Annotated in this window: 10 protein-coding genes, 1 tRNA gene and 1 pseudogene; 5 read left to right on the plus strand and 7 right to left on the minus strand. The window is 76.8% G+C overall.

What is annotated here, in order from left to right; genetic code table 11:
* Positions 1–73 precede the first annotated feature (73 nt).
* On the plus strand, positions 74–1066 hold the full coding sequence (locus J0910_RS13920) for a methyltransferase (protein ID WP_474646607.1): 993 nt from the start codon (positions 74–76) through the stop codon (positions 1064–1066).
* Positions 1067–1128: 62 nt separating this feature from the next.
* Positions 1129–2292, plus strand: a complete 1164-nt coding sequence (locus J0910_RS13925; RefSeq protein WP_420158928.1) for a tryptophan 2,3-dioxygenase family protein — start codon at positions 1129–1131, stop codon at positions 2290–2292.
* A gap of 36 nt (positions 2293–2328) precedes the next feature.
* Here the strand turns inward: J0910_RS13925 and J0910_RS13930 are convergent, their stop codons facing one another.
* The 4 genes from J0910_RS13930 to J0910_RS13945 form a co-directional block, all read right to left on the minus strand.
* Positions 2329–3276: an immunity 49 family protein gene (locus J0910_RS13930; RefSeq protein WP_420158929.1), complete on the minus strand. Its 948-nt coding sequence runs from the start codon at positions 3274–3276 to the stop codon at positions 2329–2331.
* Between the two features lie 548 nt (positions 3277–3824).
* Positions 3825–3898, minus strand: a tRNA-Pro gene (locus J0910_RS13935).
* Positions 3899–3997: 99 nt separating this feature from the next.
* The gene (locus J0910_RS13940; RefSeq protein WP_420158930.1) at positions 3998–6016 is read right to left on the minus strand and encodes a hypothetical protein; all 2019 of its coding nucleotides are present in this window, start codon (positions 6014–6016) and stop codon (positions 3998–4000) included.
* Positions 6017–6606: 590 nt separating this feature from the next.
* The gene (locus J0910_RS13945) at positions 6607–8169 is read right to left on the minus strand and encodes an MFS transporter (RefSeq protein ID WP_420158931.1); all 1563 of its coding nucleotides are present in this window, start codon (positions 8167–8169) and stop codon (positions 6607–6609) included.
* Positions 8170–8578: 409 nt separating this feature from the next.
* Here J0910_RS13945 and J0910_RS13950 point away from each other — a divergent pair, with 409 nt between their 5' ends.
* Positions 8579–11311 (plus strand): ATP-binding protein, encoded by a 2733-nt coding sequence (locus J0910_RS13950; protein WP_420158932.1) that lies wholly within the window; start codon positions 8579–8581, stop codon positions 11309–11311.
* Between the two features lie 46 nt (positions 11312–11357).
* On the opposite strand, the gene J0910_RS13955 is transcribed toward J0910_RS13950, so the two are convergent.
* Together J0910_RS13955 and J0910_RS13960 are read right to left on the minus strand one after the other, a co-directional pair.
* The gene (locus tag J0910_RS13955; protein ID WP_420158933.1) at positions 11358–11765 is read right to left on the minus strand and encodes an SPRY domain-containing protein; all 408 of its coding nucleotides are present in this window, start codon (positions 11763–11765) and stop codon (positions 11358–11360) included.
* Between the two features lie 217 nt (positions 11766–11982).
* Positions 11983–12609: a TetR/AcrR family transcriptional regulator gene (locus J0910_RS13960; protein WP_420158934.1), complete on the minus strand. Its 627-nt coding sequence runs from the start codon at positions 12607–12609 to the stop codon at positions 11983–11985.
* A gap of 83 nt (positions 12610–12692) precedes the next feature.
* Between J0910_RS13960 and J0910_RS13965 the strand changes: the two genes are divergently transcribed.
* A complete protein-coding gene (locus tag J0910_RS13965) occupies positions 12693–13517 on the plus strand; it encodes a class I SAM-dependent methyltransferase (protein ID WP_420158935.1) in 825 nt (274 codons plus the stop codon).
* A gap of 125 nt (positions 13518–13642) precedes the next feature.
* Entirely contained in the window at positions 13643–14464 is an 822-nt protein-coding gene (locus J0910_RS13970; protein WP_420158936.1) for a siderophore-interacting protein, read from the plus strand.
* On the opposite strand, the pseudogene J0910_RS13975 reads toward J0910_RS13970, so the two are convergent.
* Positions 14461–15689 (minus strand): annotated as a pseudogene (locus J0910_RS13975) (IS701 family transposase). The gene J0910_RS13970 and the pseudogene J0910_RS13975 overlap by 4 nt on opposite strands.
* Positions 15690–15753: the final 64 nt, after the last annotated feature.

The raw sequence follows: 15753 nt of genomic DNA on the forward strand, positions 1-15753 counted from the left end.
CGCCCGGCCCCGCCCGTTCCCACCCCACCCCACCACGCCCTCACGCTGGGAGAACGCCATCCTTCCCCGACCGCTGACCAACGCCCTCTACGGCCTCTACGCCACCCACGTACTGCACATGGCCGACCGGCACGGCGTGTTCGCGCACCTCGCCGCCGGACCGGCCACCGCCGCCGAGACGGCGGCCGCGCTCGGCCTCGACCCGGACACCCTGGAGCGGCTGCTGCTGGTCCTGGAGGCGTTCGAACTCGTCGAGCGCGACGACCGGAACCGCTACGGGCTCCCCACCGAACTGGCCCCCTACCTGGACCGCGGCGGGGACCGGCACATCGGCGCGATGAGCGCGCACATGGTCAACGGCGCCGCCGCCCAACTGGGCCGCCTCGACGCCTACCTGACCCGCGGCAAGGCGGGGGTCGACGCCGACCTCCCCGCGCCCTTCGACGTCATCTACGCCACCCCGGAGTCGACCCGGGAGTTCCTGGACGCCATGTGGCAGATCGGCTTCGACGTCTCCGCCGAACTGGTGCGCCTGGCCGACCTGGGCGGGGTGCGGCACCTGGTCGACGTCGGCGGCGCGAGCGGCGCGTTCTGCGTCAGCGCGCTGCGCGCCCACCCCGGGCTCGCCGCGACCGTGTACGACCTGCCGCAGGTCGGCCCCTACCTGGCCGAGCGCACCGAGGAGTACGGCCTGGCCGGGCGGCTGGAGTTCGCCCCCGGTGACTTCTTCCGGGCGGCGGAGCTGCCCGAGGCCGACTGCCTGGCCTTCGGCTACATCCTCTCCGACTGGACCGACGACACCTGCCGGGAGCTGCTCGCCAAGGCCCACCGGGCGTGCGCCGACGGCGGCCGGGTGCTGGTCATGGAGCGGCTGTTCGACGAGGGGCGGCGCGGCCCGCTCGCGACCTCGGTGATGAACCTGTCGATGCACGTCGAGACCGAGGGGCGGCACCGCACCGCCGGCGAGTACGCGGACCTGCTGTCCGAGGCCGGGTTCGGCGACTGCCGGGTGCTCCGCTCCAGCCAGGACAAGCACCTGGTGGTCGGGTACAAGACCCGGCCCTGAGACGCGTCCCCCGCTCCGCACGACCCCCGAGACACCCCACCCGATACGGCGGTGAGTGAACCATGGAACGGATCCGTGCCCCGCGGTCCCTGTCCGACGAATGCGAAGAGGCCATCCGGCTCCAGGCGGCCGGCGGCCGCCTCGCCCTGAGCGGGCGCGACCGGCGGCGCCTGGCCCTGCTGCACGCGGCCGCGTCGGCCGGCACCGGCGAGGACGACGAGGTCCTGGCCCTGCTGACCCGCTCGTTCCGCACCGGGCGGCCGATCCCCGCCTACTACCGCTACACCGACCTGCACGCCTTCGACTGGTTCCTGCGCCGGCACGGGGACCCGGTGCCCGCGGCGGCGGTGGCGCTGGACGCGGTGCTGGCGGAGCTGGCCGGCATCGAGGAGCGCCACGCCCGGGAGGCGGCGCCGGTGCCCGAGGTCATCGCGGAGCGCATCGCCCTCCTGGCCGAGCTGCGCGCCTGGATCGCCGACCTCCCGGTGGACCCGGGCGCCGGGGCGACGCTGTCCGGCGCCGCCGCGGCCGCCGCGGCCGACCCCCGGACCGCGCTCGGGCTGGACGTGCTGCGCCGCGGCACCGGCTTCCCCATGTCGGACCGGCACGACGAGCACGTCTTCCTCCGCTCGGTGCACGCCTGCGAGCTGGTGTTCTTCCTGATCCGCCGGGCCGCGCTGCACGCGGTCCGGGCGATCGCGGCGCCCGGCGCCGACCGGAAGGAGGCGCTGCACTGGCTCGGCGCCCTGGGCCGCTACGCCGAACTGCCCAACCGGATCTTCGCGGTGCTGCGCACCCTCACCCCCGCGTCGTTCATGGAGTTCCGGGAGGCCACCGGCGACGCCAGCGCCGTGCAGTCGCTCAACTACCACCTGATGGAACTGGTGCTGTACGGGTTCGACCCGGAGAAGGAGGAGGTGCTGCGCCGCTTCGAGCACCTGAGGCCGCTGGCCGAGCCGCCGCTGCGGGACGCCTTCCCGCTGCGCGCCGCGGTCGCGGCGGACGGCGGCGCGGAACTGGCCGCGGCGCACGCGGCGGCCGAGCGCCCGCTGCTCACCTGGCGCGGCCGCCACTACGGCTTCGGCCGCCGCTACCTCGCCGACGTCGAGGGCTCCGGAGGCACCGAGGGCGCCGCCTACCTCAAGCGCTTCGTCGCCAAGGACTACCCCCCGCCCACCCGCCCGACCCCCGAACCGGACCCCCTCGCCGCCTTCGGCCACCGCTGAGCCGCCGAGCGGCGCCGCCCCGCGCGGGGCCGGCGGTCAGCGGGCCGGGACCTCGGAGGCGCCTTCGGGGGCGTGCAGCAGCGCCTCGGGGAGGTAGTCGGAGGTGACTTCGAGCCGCCAGCCGTGCGCCTGGACCGCCAGGGCGGCCAGTGCGATCACCCCGACCGGGAGCAGGGTCCCGGGTGCGGCGTCTCCGTCGGCCTCCATCGCTTCGCGGTGGCGCACCAGGTGCTCGGCCAGTGCCCGCTCGAACGCGGCCTGGTCGTCCTCCAGCAGCACGCGCAGCAGGCGCTGCTCGGGGCTCAGCCCGCCGGCGGAGTCCAGCCCCCGGGCGGCCCGGGCGCGCTCTTCGGCGCCGGGCCTGCACAGCACGCTCCGGGGGTGGCCGGGGCGGGGGCCGCCGCCGTTCAGGTAGATGCGGAGCGCGTCGATCTGCGCCAGGTCGGCCGGGTCCGGTTCGGGCTTCATCCGCGCGTAGGGCAGCCCCTCGTGGAACTGGGGCGCGAAGTCTTCGCGCAGCAGCGGTCCGATCATCCGGCCCGGTTCCCAGAGGACGCGGCCGACCAGGCACATCGCGAACGCCTCGGCCCAGAGACCGGGGCTGGGGGCCAGGTCGATGCCGTATTCGAGGGTGATGTTCTCCTCGGAGTCGTCGTCCATGTTGGTGAGCCGGCCGTAGACGAGCGGGAAGGGGATGTCGAAGTCGCCGTCGGGGAAGAGGCTCCGGTCCAGTGCGCCGAAGCAGGCCTCGGCCGCGGTGGCCAGCACCTTCCGGGTGAAGGCGGGGTCGGAGGCGAGCGCGGGGTCCTCCACGGAGCGGGCGGCCACGTGGTCGAAGAGGTCGCGCCCCATCGCCCGCATCGCCTGCAGCCCCGACGAGTTGTACCTCAGGCCGATGTAGTGGCGGTCGGCCCGCTTTTCAATGTCCGCCAGGGCCCGGGTGATCCGGTCTTCGCCGACACCGTGGCGCTCGATCCGCTGCACGTTTCCGCTCTCCGTCCTCTGGGCCGCGTGGTAACGGCGTGCACACTATCGGCGCCCGCGGACGTTCCCTGCGGACGGGCCCGGGCGCCTCCGTTCGGGCCCGCCCGCCGGTGGGCGGGCCCGAGGCGCTGCCGCCGGCGCCGCGCTCACCCGAGCGGCCGGACCGCCTTCGTGCGGCGCAGGCTCGCGGAGATGAGCCTGTGCCGTGCGCGGTCCGGAACCGGCTGCGCGGGGGGCTCCCGCAGATCACGGTTCTCGCCCGCGTCCGGGCCCGCGGCGAAGGCCTCCGAGCGGACCATGGCAGCGGTCTCCGTGCGGCTCGGCAAGGTCATTGCTGTCACTCTCCTGCAATCCCCGAGGGGTTCCCGGCCCGCCCTGATGCGGACCCTCATCCATGACGACGCGGGCGAGGACGGCCTATGACGCGATATGCGGCGGAAATAGAGGAAAGTTCCCGCCTCCGGCCGCTGGGCGGAGTGCGCACGGGAGGCGGCCCGCCGGATGCGGAAAGGGGACCCGGGAAACCCGGATCCCCTCTCTGAGCCGCGTCGGGACGGCGGGATTTGAACCCACGACCCCTTGACCCCCAGTCAAGTGCGCTGCCAAACTGCGCTACGTCCCGTGTGTCCGCTGCGGCGCCGTGCGCCGCCTGCCGACGGAGAGAGACTCTACCGCATTTCACCGGGGAACCGCGCATCGTGCGGGGACGGTCAGGGGACGGTCAGGGGACGGCCCGGGGGCGGAGGCTGTGCTGGTGGCCGGTGGCGGCCAGGTGGAGGGCGAACTCGTCGGGGGTGAGGGCGTCCCGGCCGAGGGCGTCGGCCAGGGCGCGGACCAGGCCGCCGGCTCCGGCCAGGCGCAGGACCCGGCGCTCGGGGGCGTCCTCGCGCATGAAGCGGGTCAGCACCGTGCCTGCGGCCGGGTCGTCGCGGTCGGGGAAGGCGGCCCCGTCCGGGCGGGGGCGGCCGAACCGGGGGCCGGGGGCCAGCACGCGCAGGGAGAACGCGTCGCCGCGGCCCAGCCCGAACCAGGAGCCGCGGCCGGAGCCGCCGACCTCGACCACCTCGGGCAGCGCGTCGAAGAGGACCAGCAGCACGTCCGGGGCGAGGCGGTCGCGGCGCAGCTCCCGCACGGAGCCGCGGCCCCCGCCTGCGTAGGCGGTGACCTGCGGCTCCGGTCCGGTCTCGACCAGGTGTGAGCGGATGAGCAGGCCCGCCTCGGGGCGGTGCGCCCGTCCGGCCCGGACCGCGGCGGTGCGCAGCGCCGCGTCGATCCGGTCCTCGGGGGCACCGGGGCCGCCCGGGAGGCCGGGGCAGGCGGCGCCGGCCAGCAGGGCGTCGATCCAGGCGTGGTCGGTGCGGAACGGGCACAGGCTCTCCGGGGGGAGCATGTCCGGGTGCGGTACCAGGTAGCGCAGCGGGACGCCGTGCAGCAGGGCGAGCCGCTCCAGGTGCGGGGCGAGCGCCGCGGCGGCGTGCTCGGCGGCCCCGGCCAGGGCGGCCCCGCCCCCCGGCCGGTCCAGGGCCGTGGCGGCCTCGGCCCGGGCCAGCAGCCGGTCGAAGGGCTCGGCCGGAGGCGGCGCCCCCTCGGCCAGGATGCGGCCGAACTCCTCGGCGGCGAGGCCGGACGGGAGCGGGGCGCCCGGGCGGGGGCTCCGCTCGGTGATCCCGGCGGCCCGGGCGGCCAGCCTCCGGCGGGCGCGGGCGAGGGCCCGGGTCTGCTCGGGGCAGGACCGGGCGGCGTCCTGCCCCAGCCGCCAGGCGGCGGCCAGGGAGACGTCGAACGCGCCGTCCTCGCCGCGGAGCAGCGCCTCCTCGGCGGTGTGCGGGGCGGCGGCCTCCTCCGGTGCGGGGAGGGGGGTCTCGGCGGGGACGGCGGGCCCCCGGTACCAGGCGTGGGTCCGCTCCCCGGAGGGCAGGCGGTGCGGTACCGGGACGTAGCCCCGGCGGAGCCGGTCGGCGGTTCCGTCCGGCGCCCCTTCGGGCGGCGGGAGCCGCAGCGACGCGCCCCGCAGGGCGGGTCTGCTCCGGCGGGCCGGCTCCGGGCCGGGTGCGCCGCCGGCGGGTCCGCCGTGCCGGAAGGACCACGACACCAGGCTGTGCAGCCGGACGGCCCGCACGGCGCCCGGCCCCTCCGGGGGCAGCGGGTGGCCGTCGAGGGAGACCAGGTGGGCGGTGTAGCGGCCGGGCCCGGAGGGGAACCGGTTGGCGGTGACCACGGTCTGGCCCTCCCCGGGCTGTCCCGCGGTGGGCCGGGTGTGCGTCAGGTAGGGCGCTTCGCCGCTCTTCGGGGCGACCGCGGCGAACAGCGCGGCCGGCACGTCCACGGTCCGGCAGGGGGAGTCCGGGGCGCCGGGCGCCTCCGGGGCGGGGCCGGCCACCCCCTCCTCGGCCGGGTGGAGCAGGTCGCGCACGGTGCGTTCGGCGGCTCGCCCGGTCGCGCCGGGGTCCTCGGGGAGCTCGCCCTCGGCGAAGACGAGCAGCGCGAGTCGCGGCGCGCGCCCCCGGCCGCCGTCCAGGGTGTCCGGGGGGAGCGAGACATGGGCGAGCGTGCGGTGGAAGTCGCCCTCGGCGCCGTCCGGCGGGTGGCAGGCGGGCACCGCGCCGGGGGCCGGCGGGGGCGGGGCGGCCCCCCTTCCCGCTGAGGGCGGGTCGGCGGCCCCGGAGAGGGGGCGCTCCGCCGCACGGGCACGGCGGTGGGAGGCGTCCGGGTCTCGTCGGGTGGAGGGGCGTACGGGCACGGGAGGGGTCCCAATCTCGGAGCGATGGCGGTGACCGGACCGGGGAGGGCCGAGCGGAGCGGGAGCCGGCCGCGGATTTCCGCTTTTCCGGTCGCGAAAAGGGATACCACGTGCTTCACCGCACTGCGACCGGTTCGAAACCCTATGTGGCGATCGAGGGGTGCACTTTCACACTTCGGAAGTTATTTGCCCTTAATGTCGTGAATGAGTTTTGTATGCGGCCGCTGTTCCCGTGAAGCGGTGGGGGTGAAAGGCGTTTTTCGGCGGACCGCTAAGGAGGGGAAGGGGGCTCCCGGGAGCCCCCTTCCGGCCGGGCGGAGCGTCCGCCGCCGCCCATCGCCCGAACCCCGGCGGCGGCCTGCCCCTCCTGGCGGGCGTGCCGGCCGCGCGCGGCCGCCCGGCGATACCCGCCCTGGCTCCTCCTCGCCGAGCGCGCCGCCGCCCGCGCTCCGGACCACGGTCGGCCGGACCGCTCCCGGGGGCCGCCCGGTCCCGGCCGGCGGAATACCGGCGCCCGGCTCCGCCGCCGCTGCGGCCGCGGACCTCCCGGCCCGCCCGCCGGCCGGGAGGAACCTGCACCGGCGCGGCGCTCAGTGCGCGCTGTGCGCGGGACGCTCCGGATGCTCCGAGGAGCCGCCGGGCGGCCCGCCCTCCGGCGCGGAGCCGCGCAGCGCCACCGCCGCCGCCCCGGCCAGTGCGAGGGCGGCCGCCGCCCCGGCCCAGCCGGCGGTGTTCAGCCCCGCCATGAACGCCTCCTCGGCCCGGACCAGCACCCCGCCGGGGACCTCGCCGGCCACGGAGGCGGCCCCGGCCAGGCTGCCCTCCACCGCCCGGGCGGTGGAGGCGGGCAGGCCGGCCAGGGCCTCGGGGCCCATCCGGGCGGAGTAGACGGCTCCGGCGAGGCTGCCCACCAGGGCGACGCCCGCCGCCAGGCCGAGCTCCTGCACCATCTCCGAGACGGCCGAGGCCGAACCGGCCTTCTCCGGCGGCGCGGCGCCGACCACCAGGTCGGTGCCGAGTGCCGCGATCGCCCCCAGCCCCAGGTAGACCAGGGAGAACGCGGCCACCACCGGGCCCGGGCCGGCGCCGGGCCCGACCGCCCCCAGCAGGGCGTAGCCGACCGCGGAGAGCACCAGCACCCCCGCCAGCACCGACCCCGGCCGGACCCACCGGGTCAGCACCGGCGCCGCGATCGCCGAGACCACCATCATCAGCGCGGGCGGCCCGAACCAGAGGCCGGCCGCCATCGGGGACAGCCCCTCCACCAGCTGCAGGTACTGCGTGGTGAGCAGCATGGTCCCGCCCACGCCCACCAGGCCGACCAGCATCACGGCCAGGGCCGTGGTGAAGGCGCGGCCACCGAAGAGGGAGAGGTCCAGCAGCGGGTCGTCCAGGGAGCGCTGCCGGCGCGCGAACAGCACGGCGAAGACCGCGGCGGCCGCCGCCGCGGCGAGCACCGCCGGGGACGCCCCCTCCTTGGCGAACCCCTTGACCGCGTAGACCGCCGGCAGGACCGCGGCCAGGGACAGGGCGACGCTGGGCAGGTCGAACCGGCCGCGCCGGACGGCGCGCTGCTCCGGCAGCAGGAACGGGGCCAGCGCCAGCATCGCCCCGATCACCGGGACCGCGAGCAGGAAGGCCGAACCCCACCAGAAGCGCTCCAGGAGCGCGCCGCCGACCAGCGGCCCGGCGGCCATCCCGCCGGCGAAGAACGTGGTCCACAGCCCGATGGCCAGCGCCCGCTGCCGCGGGTCGCGGAACATGTCGCCGATCAGCGCCAGGGTGGACGGCATCAGGGTGGCGCCGGCCGCGCCCAGCACGGCGCGGGCGGCGATGAGCAGCTCCGGGGTGGGCGCGTAGGCGGCCGCCACCGAGGCCGCCATGAAACCGGTGCCGCCGATCATCAGCAGGCGCCGCCGCCCGATCCGGTCGCCCAGCGTCCCCATGGTGATGAGCAGGCCGGCGATCAGGAACCCGTAGGCGTCCACGATCCACAGCTCCTGGGTCCCGCTGGGGCGCAGGTCCACCGCGAGCGAGGGCAGCGCCAGGTGCAGCACGGTGAGGTCCAGCCCCAGCAGCACGGTCGGCAGGGCGAGGACGGCCAGGCCCGCCCACTCCGCGGGCCCGGCCCGGAGCCCGTTCCGGTCGGTCATGAAGGATCCCTTCGTCGTCGAGGAGCCTTCAGCCTGGGAAGGGCCGCGCACGGGGCGCGCACGGACGGCTGGGGGCGGCGGGCGAAGGCCGCGGAGAACCGGATGCGGCCGCCCTCGGGCCTGCGGTCATCCGTTCCCCCGCACGCCGATGAACCGGTTCTTCGCCGCGCGGCCGGCGCCGGCCGCGCTCCGGTGCGGCCTGGCGGGGCCGGGGCCTCGGCGGCCGCTCCGCGCACCCGGCCGGGCGGCGCCGACCGGGCCGGAGCCGTGGGCGTTCCCGACCGGCGGTCCGGCCGGGCGCTTCTGCGGGCGGCACGGGTCCACCGCCGCGGAGCGCACCGGCGGCCGCGGCGGAGAGCGCCCCGGACCGCCGGAACCGGGGAGCGGCCGGGGCGTCTAGGCTGGGCGCATGCGTTACGGGGTGCTCGGTCCGCTGGAGGTGCGGGATTCCGGCGGCCGGCGGGTGGCGGTCCCGGAGGCGAAGGTCCGGGCCGTCCTGGCCGTCCTGCTGGTGCACGGGGGCGCCCCGGTCTCCGCCGACCGGCTGATCGAGGACCTCTGGGAGGGGCGCCCGCCCGGGAACCCGCGCAACACCCTGCAGACCAAGATCTCCCAGCTCCGCCGGGTCCTCGGCGCCGACCAGGTGGTACACACCCCGGCCGGCTACCGGATCCGCCTGGAGGAGGGCCGGCTCGACGCGGACCGGTTCCGGCGCGCCGCCGAGGAGGCGCACCGCGCCGGCGGCCCGAGCGAGCGGGCCCGGCTGCTCACCGGGGCGCTCCGGCTGTGGCGGGGCCCGGCCTACGCGGACCTCGCCGACGCGGCGTTCACCCGGGCCGAGGCCGCCCGTCTGGAGGAGCTGCGCCTGGACGCGGCCGAGTGCCTGGCCGAGGCGCGCATCGAACTCGGCGACGCCGACGGCGCCCTCCCCGACCTGCGGGAACTGGTCGGCGGGCACCCGCTGCGGGAGCGGCTGCACGCCCTGCACATGCGGGCCCTGTACCAGGCCGGCCGCAGGCGGGAGGCCCTGGACGCCTTCCGCGCACTGCGGGACCGGCTCCGCGACGAGCTCGGCGTCGACCCCGGCCCGCAGGTCGGCGAGGTCCACACCGCGATCCTGCGCGGGGAGGCCGCGCGCCCGGCCCCGCCGCCCCGCCCGGAGGAGCGCCCGCGCAGCAACCTGCCCGCACCGGCCACCCCGCTGATCGGCCGGGAGGAGGAGGTCGGCCGGCTGCACCGGGCGCTCCGCGCCCCGGACGGCGGCCGCCTGCTGACCGTGACCGGCCCCGGCGGCGTCGGCAAGACCCGGCTGGCGGTGGCCGCGGTGCGCTCGCTGCGCCCGGAGTTCCCCGGCGGCGCCTGGCTGGTCGAACTCGCCGGGGTGGACCGCCGCTGCACGGCCGCCGACATCGCCGAGCGGGTCGTCACCGTGCTGGGGCTGTGCGAGGGCGCCGCCGGCGCGGAGCCGGCCGGGATGGTGGAGTGGCTCTGCGGCGCGCTCGCCGAGCAGCGGCTGGTCCTGCTGCTGGACAACTGCGAGCACGTGGTGGCGCAGGTCGCCGAGGTGGCCGGCGCGCTGCAGGCCGCCGCCCCCGAGGTGCGCACCGTGGTCACCACCCAGGAGGCCCTGGACGTTCCCGGCGAGACGGTGCTGCCGCTTCCGCCGCTGGCCCTGCCGGCGGACTCCCCCGGCGGGGGCGCGGAGCGGATCGCCGCCGCGAGCGCGGTGCGGCTCTTCACCGAGCGGGCCCGGGCCGCCTCCCCGGGGTTCGAGCTGACCGGGGAGAACGCCCCCGCCGTCGCCGCGATCTGCCGCCGGCTGGACGGCATTCCGCTCGCCATCGAGCTGGTGGCGGCCCGGATCCGCGCGCTCGCCCCCGAGCGGATCGCCGCCGGGCTGGACGACCGCTTCGCCCTGCCCACCGGCCCGGGCCGCGGCCGCCCCACCCGGCAGCAGACGCTGCGCGCGATGATCGACTGGAGCTGGGGGCTGCTGGCCGGCGAGGAGCGCGCCGTCCTGCGCCGCCTGGCGGTGAGCCCGGACGGGGCCACCCTGGAGGCCGCCCGGGCCCTCTGCGCCGGCGGGCCCCCGGGCGGCGGCGTGCTCGACGTGCTCTCCCGCCTGGTCGACCGGTCGCTGGTGGTCCGGAACGGCGACCGGTTCCGGCTGCTGGAGTCGGTCGCCGCCTACAGCGCCGAGCGGTTGGCGGAGGCGGGGGAGGCCGAGGAGGCGCGCCTCCGGTTCACCGGCTTCCACACCGAGCGGGCGGAGTCGGCGGACGAGCGGCTGCGCGGAGCGGGGCAGCGCCGCGCCCTGGCGGAGCTGGACGCCGAGACGGTCAACCTGCGCCGCGCCCTGGAGCTGGCGCTGCGCCGGGCGGACGCCGGGCCGGCGCTGCGCCTGGCCAACGCGCTGGCCTGGTACTGGACGCTGCGCAGCCGGCGGAGCGAGGCGCGGCGCTCGCTGGCCGCCGCGCTCGCGCTCCCGGGCGGCCCGCCGGACGCGCGCGCCGTCGCCGGGGCCTGGCTGGCCTCCTTCGAGGGGCGCCCGGACCGGGCCGACGCGGCCGGCCCGGCGCTCCGCGCCCGGCTGCTCTGCGCGGTGGGGACCGCCCTCTACCGGGAGGGCGACCGGGGCGCGGCGCTCCGCTTCGTCGAGGAGGCGCTGGCCGCCGCCCGCGCGGCCGGCGACCGGTGGGCCGAGGCCGCCGCGCTGGCGGAGCGCGCCGACCACCGGGCCGACGCGGGGGAGTCCGCCGCCGCACGGGCGGACGCCCGGCGCAGCGCCGAGCTCTTCGGCGCCGCCGGGGACCGGTGGGGGCGGCTGCGGGCCGGCGGTTCGCTGGCCCGCGCCGCGGGGACGGAGCGGGACCGCGCCGCCGCCGCGGCCCTGCTCGAGGAGGGCCTGCGCGGCGCCGAGGAGCTGGGGCTGTGGGGCGAGGCGGTCGAGGTGCTGCTCTGCCTGGGGCACGCGGCCGCGGACCGGGGCGACGCGGCGGCCGCGCGGGGCCTCTACGGGCGGGCGCTCCGCCTCGCCGCGGAGCGCTCCTACGAGCGGGGCGCGGCGGAGGCCGCCGCCCGGCTGGCGGCGGTGGCCGGGCCCCGGCCGGAAGAGGCCGCTGCGGCGGCGCCGTCGCGCTGAGCCGGGGCCGGTGCCCCCGGAGGGCGCGGGACCGCTCTGCGAGCGCTCAGAAGTCGGAGGAGAACTCCGCTCTGTCGCCCTCCTCGAAGACCGATCCGAAGGGCCCGTCCTGGATCTCCTCGGCGGTGACGTGGGAGTGGAGCAGGGCGCTCAGCGAGCGGCCGGTGCGGCGCCGGTCGGGGCTGCGCGCCGCGTTGACCGCCACCGTCCAGCCGTCGGGGTCGCCGGTGTCGGCCACCCAGTAGCCCACGTCGCCGTTGTCGGTCAGCAGGCAGGGGAACAGGCGCGATTCGTCGACGTACTCGGGAAGGTCCTCGTCCGAGTAGATGCCGATCAGTTCCGCGAGGACGCCGCGGAAGAACCGGTCGGCGCGGAGGAGGTTCGCGTTCCCGATCCCCAGGGGGTGGGGCACCGAGAAGAAGTCGGAGAACGTTCCGGGGGAACCGACGCGCACAGCGCCTTGTAGTCGTTCGGCAGCGGGTGGCCGAGGGCCTTTTCGATCACGGCCCAGTCCAGGGACCAGTAGACCGGTGCGTAGGGGCCGGTGAAGTCGATGATGTCCTGGACGTGCCGCTCCGGGCCGGTCATTCCGCTCCTCCTCGCTCGGGGGCCTCTCGGCGGTGCGGCCCCCCGGGGGGAGGCCCGCCGCGGACGGTACCGGGCCCCGGTGACTACGGGCCCGCCGGTCCGGCGGGCCCGGACGGGGGCCGCTCCGGCAGCGCCCCGGCGAGGACCGCGGCGACGGCCCTGCGGACCTCCTCGGCGTCCGGCGGTGCGCTTCCCCGGGCGGCGAAGAGCAGGTGGGCGGCGCCGACCAGGGCCGGGGCGAGGGCGCCGACGTCGGCGCCGGCCGCGATGCGGCCCCGCTCCCGCTCGGCGGCGAGGTAGCCGGCGACCATCCCGGCGGCCTCGGTGAGCAGCGGGACGCCGGCCGAGCCGGCCTCGCGCAGCCGGGCGCGGAGCCCGTCGCGGAACACGGCGAGCGCCACGACGGCCACGGCGACCGGCCCGAACAGCTCGGTCAGCGCGCCGGCGAGGTTGCCGGCGACGGTGCCGGTCCCGGCGGAGCCGCGCAGGGCGTCGGACCAGGCGCCGAGCCGGCCGATGCGGTCGAGCACCAGTTCGGCGAGGAAGGCGTCGAAGTCGGCGAAGTGCCGGTGCAGCACGCCTTTGGCGCAGCCCGCCTCCGCGGTGACAGCCCTGCTGGTCAGCGTGTTCGCCCCGTCGCGGAGCAGGACGCGCTCGGCGGCGCCGAACAGCTGCTCGCGCACGTCGCGGATGTGCACCCCGGTCGGCACGGTGCGCCCTCCCCTTCTCTTCGGTCCCTTTCGCCGGGGCGGCCCCGGTTGTCGAGTGGGCACGTGCCCACTAAGGTGGGCGCATGCCCACTCTACCTCCGGAGCGGCCGGACGGCTCCGCGGACCGGGCCCACCGGGACCGGCGGACGGCCGAGTCGTTCGGCGCGGATCCCGAGCGCTACGACCGGTCCCGGCCCCGCTACCCCGACGCCCTGGTGGAGCGGATCACCGCCGGCGCACCCGGGCCCGACCTCCTCGACGTCGGCTGCGGCACCGGCATCGCGTCCCGGCAGTTCCGGGCGGCCGGCCACCGCGTCCTCGGCGTCGAGCCCGACGAGCGGATGGCCGCCTTCGCCCTGCGCACCGGGATCGGCGTCGAGACGGCCGCGTTCGAGGACTGGGACCCAGCCGGGCGGCGGTTCGACGCGGTCGCCTCCGGGACCGCCTGGCACTGGGTGGACCCGGAGGCCGGCGCCGCCAAGGCGGCGCGGGTGCTGCGGCCCGGCGGCCTGCTGGCGCTCTTCTGGCACGTCTTCCGGCTCCCGCCCGGCATCGCGGAGGCCTTCGCCGAGGCCTGCCGCAGAGCGGCCCCCGACGCCCCGTTCGACGTCGGCGCGGTCCGGGACCGGGAGGCCGGCGCCCAGTGGTCGCTGCTCGACGCGGCCGCCGGCGGGATCCGCGCCGCCGGCGGGTTCGGCGCGGCGGAGCGGCTCCGGTTCGACTGGGAGCGCTCCGGCACCCGGGAGGAGTGGCTCGACCGGATGGCCTCCTCGGGCGCGCTGACCCGGCTGCCGCAGGAGCGGGCGGCCCGGGTGCTGGAGGAGGTCGGCGCCGCCGCCGAGGAGACCGGGGGAGACCTCCGCGCGGACTGCGCCACGGTGGCGCTCATCGCGGTGCGGGCAGGCTGACCTGCGCGGTCGCCGCGTCCGCGCGGTCGCACGGGCCCTCGGGGCAGTGCCGGGGAGGGGGCGGGCGGAGACCGCGGTGGTAAGGTCAGGCTCGCCTCATGGACGTGACGACGGGGAGTGAACCGATGGCTCTGCCGGTGCGCGGGACGCGCCTCGAGATCTACCCGCTCCGGCCCCGGGTCCTGGAGGCCGCCGAGGTCGCCCGGGTCACGCCCCGCATGGTGCGGGTGGTCTTCACCGGCCCCGACCTGGAGGGGTTCCGCACCGACAACTTCGCCGACCACGTGAAGCTGTGGTTCCCGAACGAGGAGACCGGCGAGCACGTGCTGCCGCGGGTGGAGAACGACCGGCCGGTCAACTTCCGGGACCCGGGCGCGGTCATCCGGGACTACACCGTGCGCGCCTACGACGCGGAGGCGGGCCGGCTCGTCATCGACTTCGTCGCGCACGACCACGGGCCGGCGGGCCGGTGGGCGATGCGCGCCCGGCCCGGCGACCGCCTCGGCGTCCTGGGGCCGCGCGGCACCGAGCACGTCCCCTCCGGCTTCGGCCACTACCTGATCGCCGCGGACGAGACCGCGCTGCCCGCCGCCGCCCGCCGGCTGGAGGAGCTGCCCCGCGACGCCCGGGTGCACGCCTTCCTCGAGGTCGCCGGCCCGGAGGAGGAGCAGGAGATCGACCTGCCGGAGCGGGCCTCGGTCACCTGGCTGCACCGGGGCGGGCGCGAGCCCGGCACGACCGACCTGCTGCTCCGCGCCGTCGAGGCGCTGGAGTTCCCCGAGGGCGACGTGTTCGCCTGGGCCGCGGGGGAGGCCGGTGTGCTCAAGCCGATCCGCCGCCTGTTCAAGGAGCGCGGCCTGGCCAAGGGCGAGTCCTTCGAGGTGGACGGCTACTGGCGCCGGGGGACGGTCAACCTCGACCACCACCAGGAGGACGAGGACGACTAGTACTGCAACGACACTTCGTGATGCACTCTGCGTCTGTAATGGCTGCTGCGAGCTCGGGCCTGGCTTCTTCTTCGCCACTGGGACCAGGCAAGGGCGTGCCGGGAACCGTTGCGAACCGGAAAGGTGATGCGGTTGAAGAGCCGCCGGGCCTCGTTCATCGTCACGGGCGCCAGGGGATGGCCGGCTACAGTCTCCGCATCCCCCTTTTTGCCTCCGCTCGCAGGATGGCGAGAAAGGCGAGGGCGGCCATGGACAGGGTTATATGCCGATACCATGCGGTGTAGCCGCGGACCTGGTAGTGGCCGAGTCCGGTTTCATTCTTCGCGGCCTGGAAACACTCCTCGACCATCCACCGCGATCCCGCGACCCGCGCAATCTCTTCCAGCGCCGTCCCCGCCGGGCAGAAGCAGATGTAGTAGGCGATGTCCGCGGGGTCGGCGATGCTGCGCCGCGCCAGCAGCCAATGGTCCCATCCTTCACGCCTGAAGGGCCGGACCGCAGCTGCGGCCCAGTCGTAGACGCGCGGGCCGCGGGCGCCGTCGCCGCAGCTCAGACGCTCCCATGCCTCGTCAGGCAAGTCGCTGACCAACTGGTGCGCACGGGCCTGGCCGAAGAATTCCATCGTGATGACCATCTGCGATTTCGGGACGGCCAGGACATGGGGGATGTCGTGGGATTCCAGCCACACCCGGATACGGCTCGTCTGGCCATAGAGTTCATCCGCGGTCACCCATCCGAACGGGATTCCCGCCCCCGCCGCGCGCTGGAGCATGCGTAGGCCCATGTCCGGCTTGGTGGCGAAATCGATGTCATCGCCGATTCCGGCGGCCCGGCAGCGCTCCCGGTCCTCGGTCCAGGACTTGGGAAGGTAGAGTTCCCGGTCGATCAGCGCTCGCCCCCGGTCCGACCCATAGGCCAGGAACACTCCGATCTGGGAATTCTCGATCCGGCCGGCCGTCCCTGAGTACTGGCGCGCCACGCCGGCGGACCGGACCCCTTTCTTGAGGAATCCCGTCTCGTCGAGAATGAGGACTCCTCGTTCGGGGTCGCCGATATGCTCCATCACCGCATCGCGGACATCATCGCGCAACGCGTCTGCGTCCCACAGGTAGTGGTTCAGCAGCCGCTGCATGCCCTGGGGGCCGTCGTCCCCCGCGGCCTCCGCCAGGGTCCAGCCGTTCTTCCGCTCTGTCTCGCTCAGCAGCCCCCGCAGGTAGGACACCATCCGCCGCCGGGGCTCCACCCGCCCGAAACGTCCCGCGAACCGGGCCGTGAAGTCAAGAAACGCA

Source organism: Nocardiopsis oceanisediminis (assembly GCF_048595525.1).
Taxonomy (GTDB): domain Bacteria; phylum Actinomycetota; class Actinomycetes; order Streptosporangiales; family Streptosporangiaceae; genus Nocardiopsis_A; species Nocardiopsis_A oceanisediminis.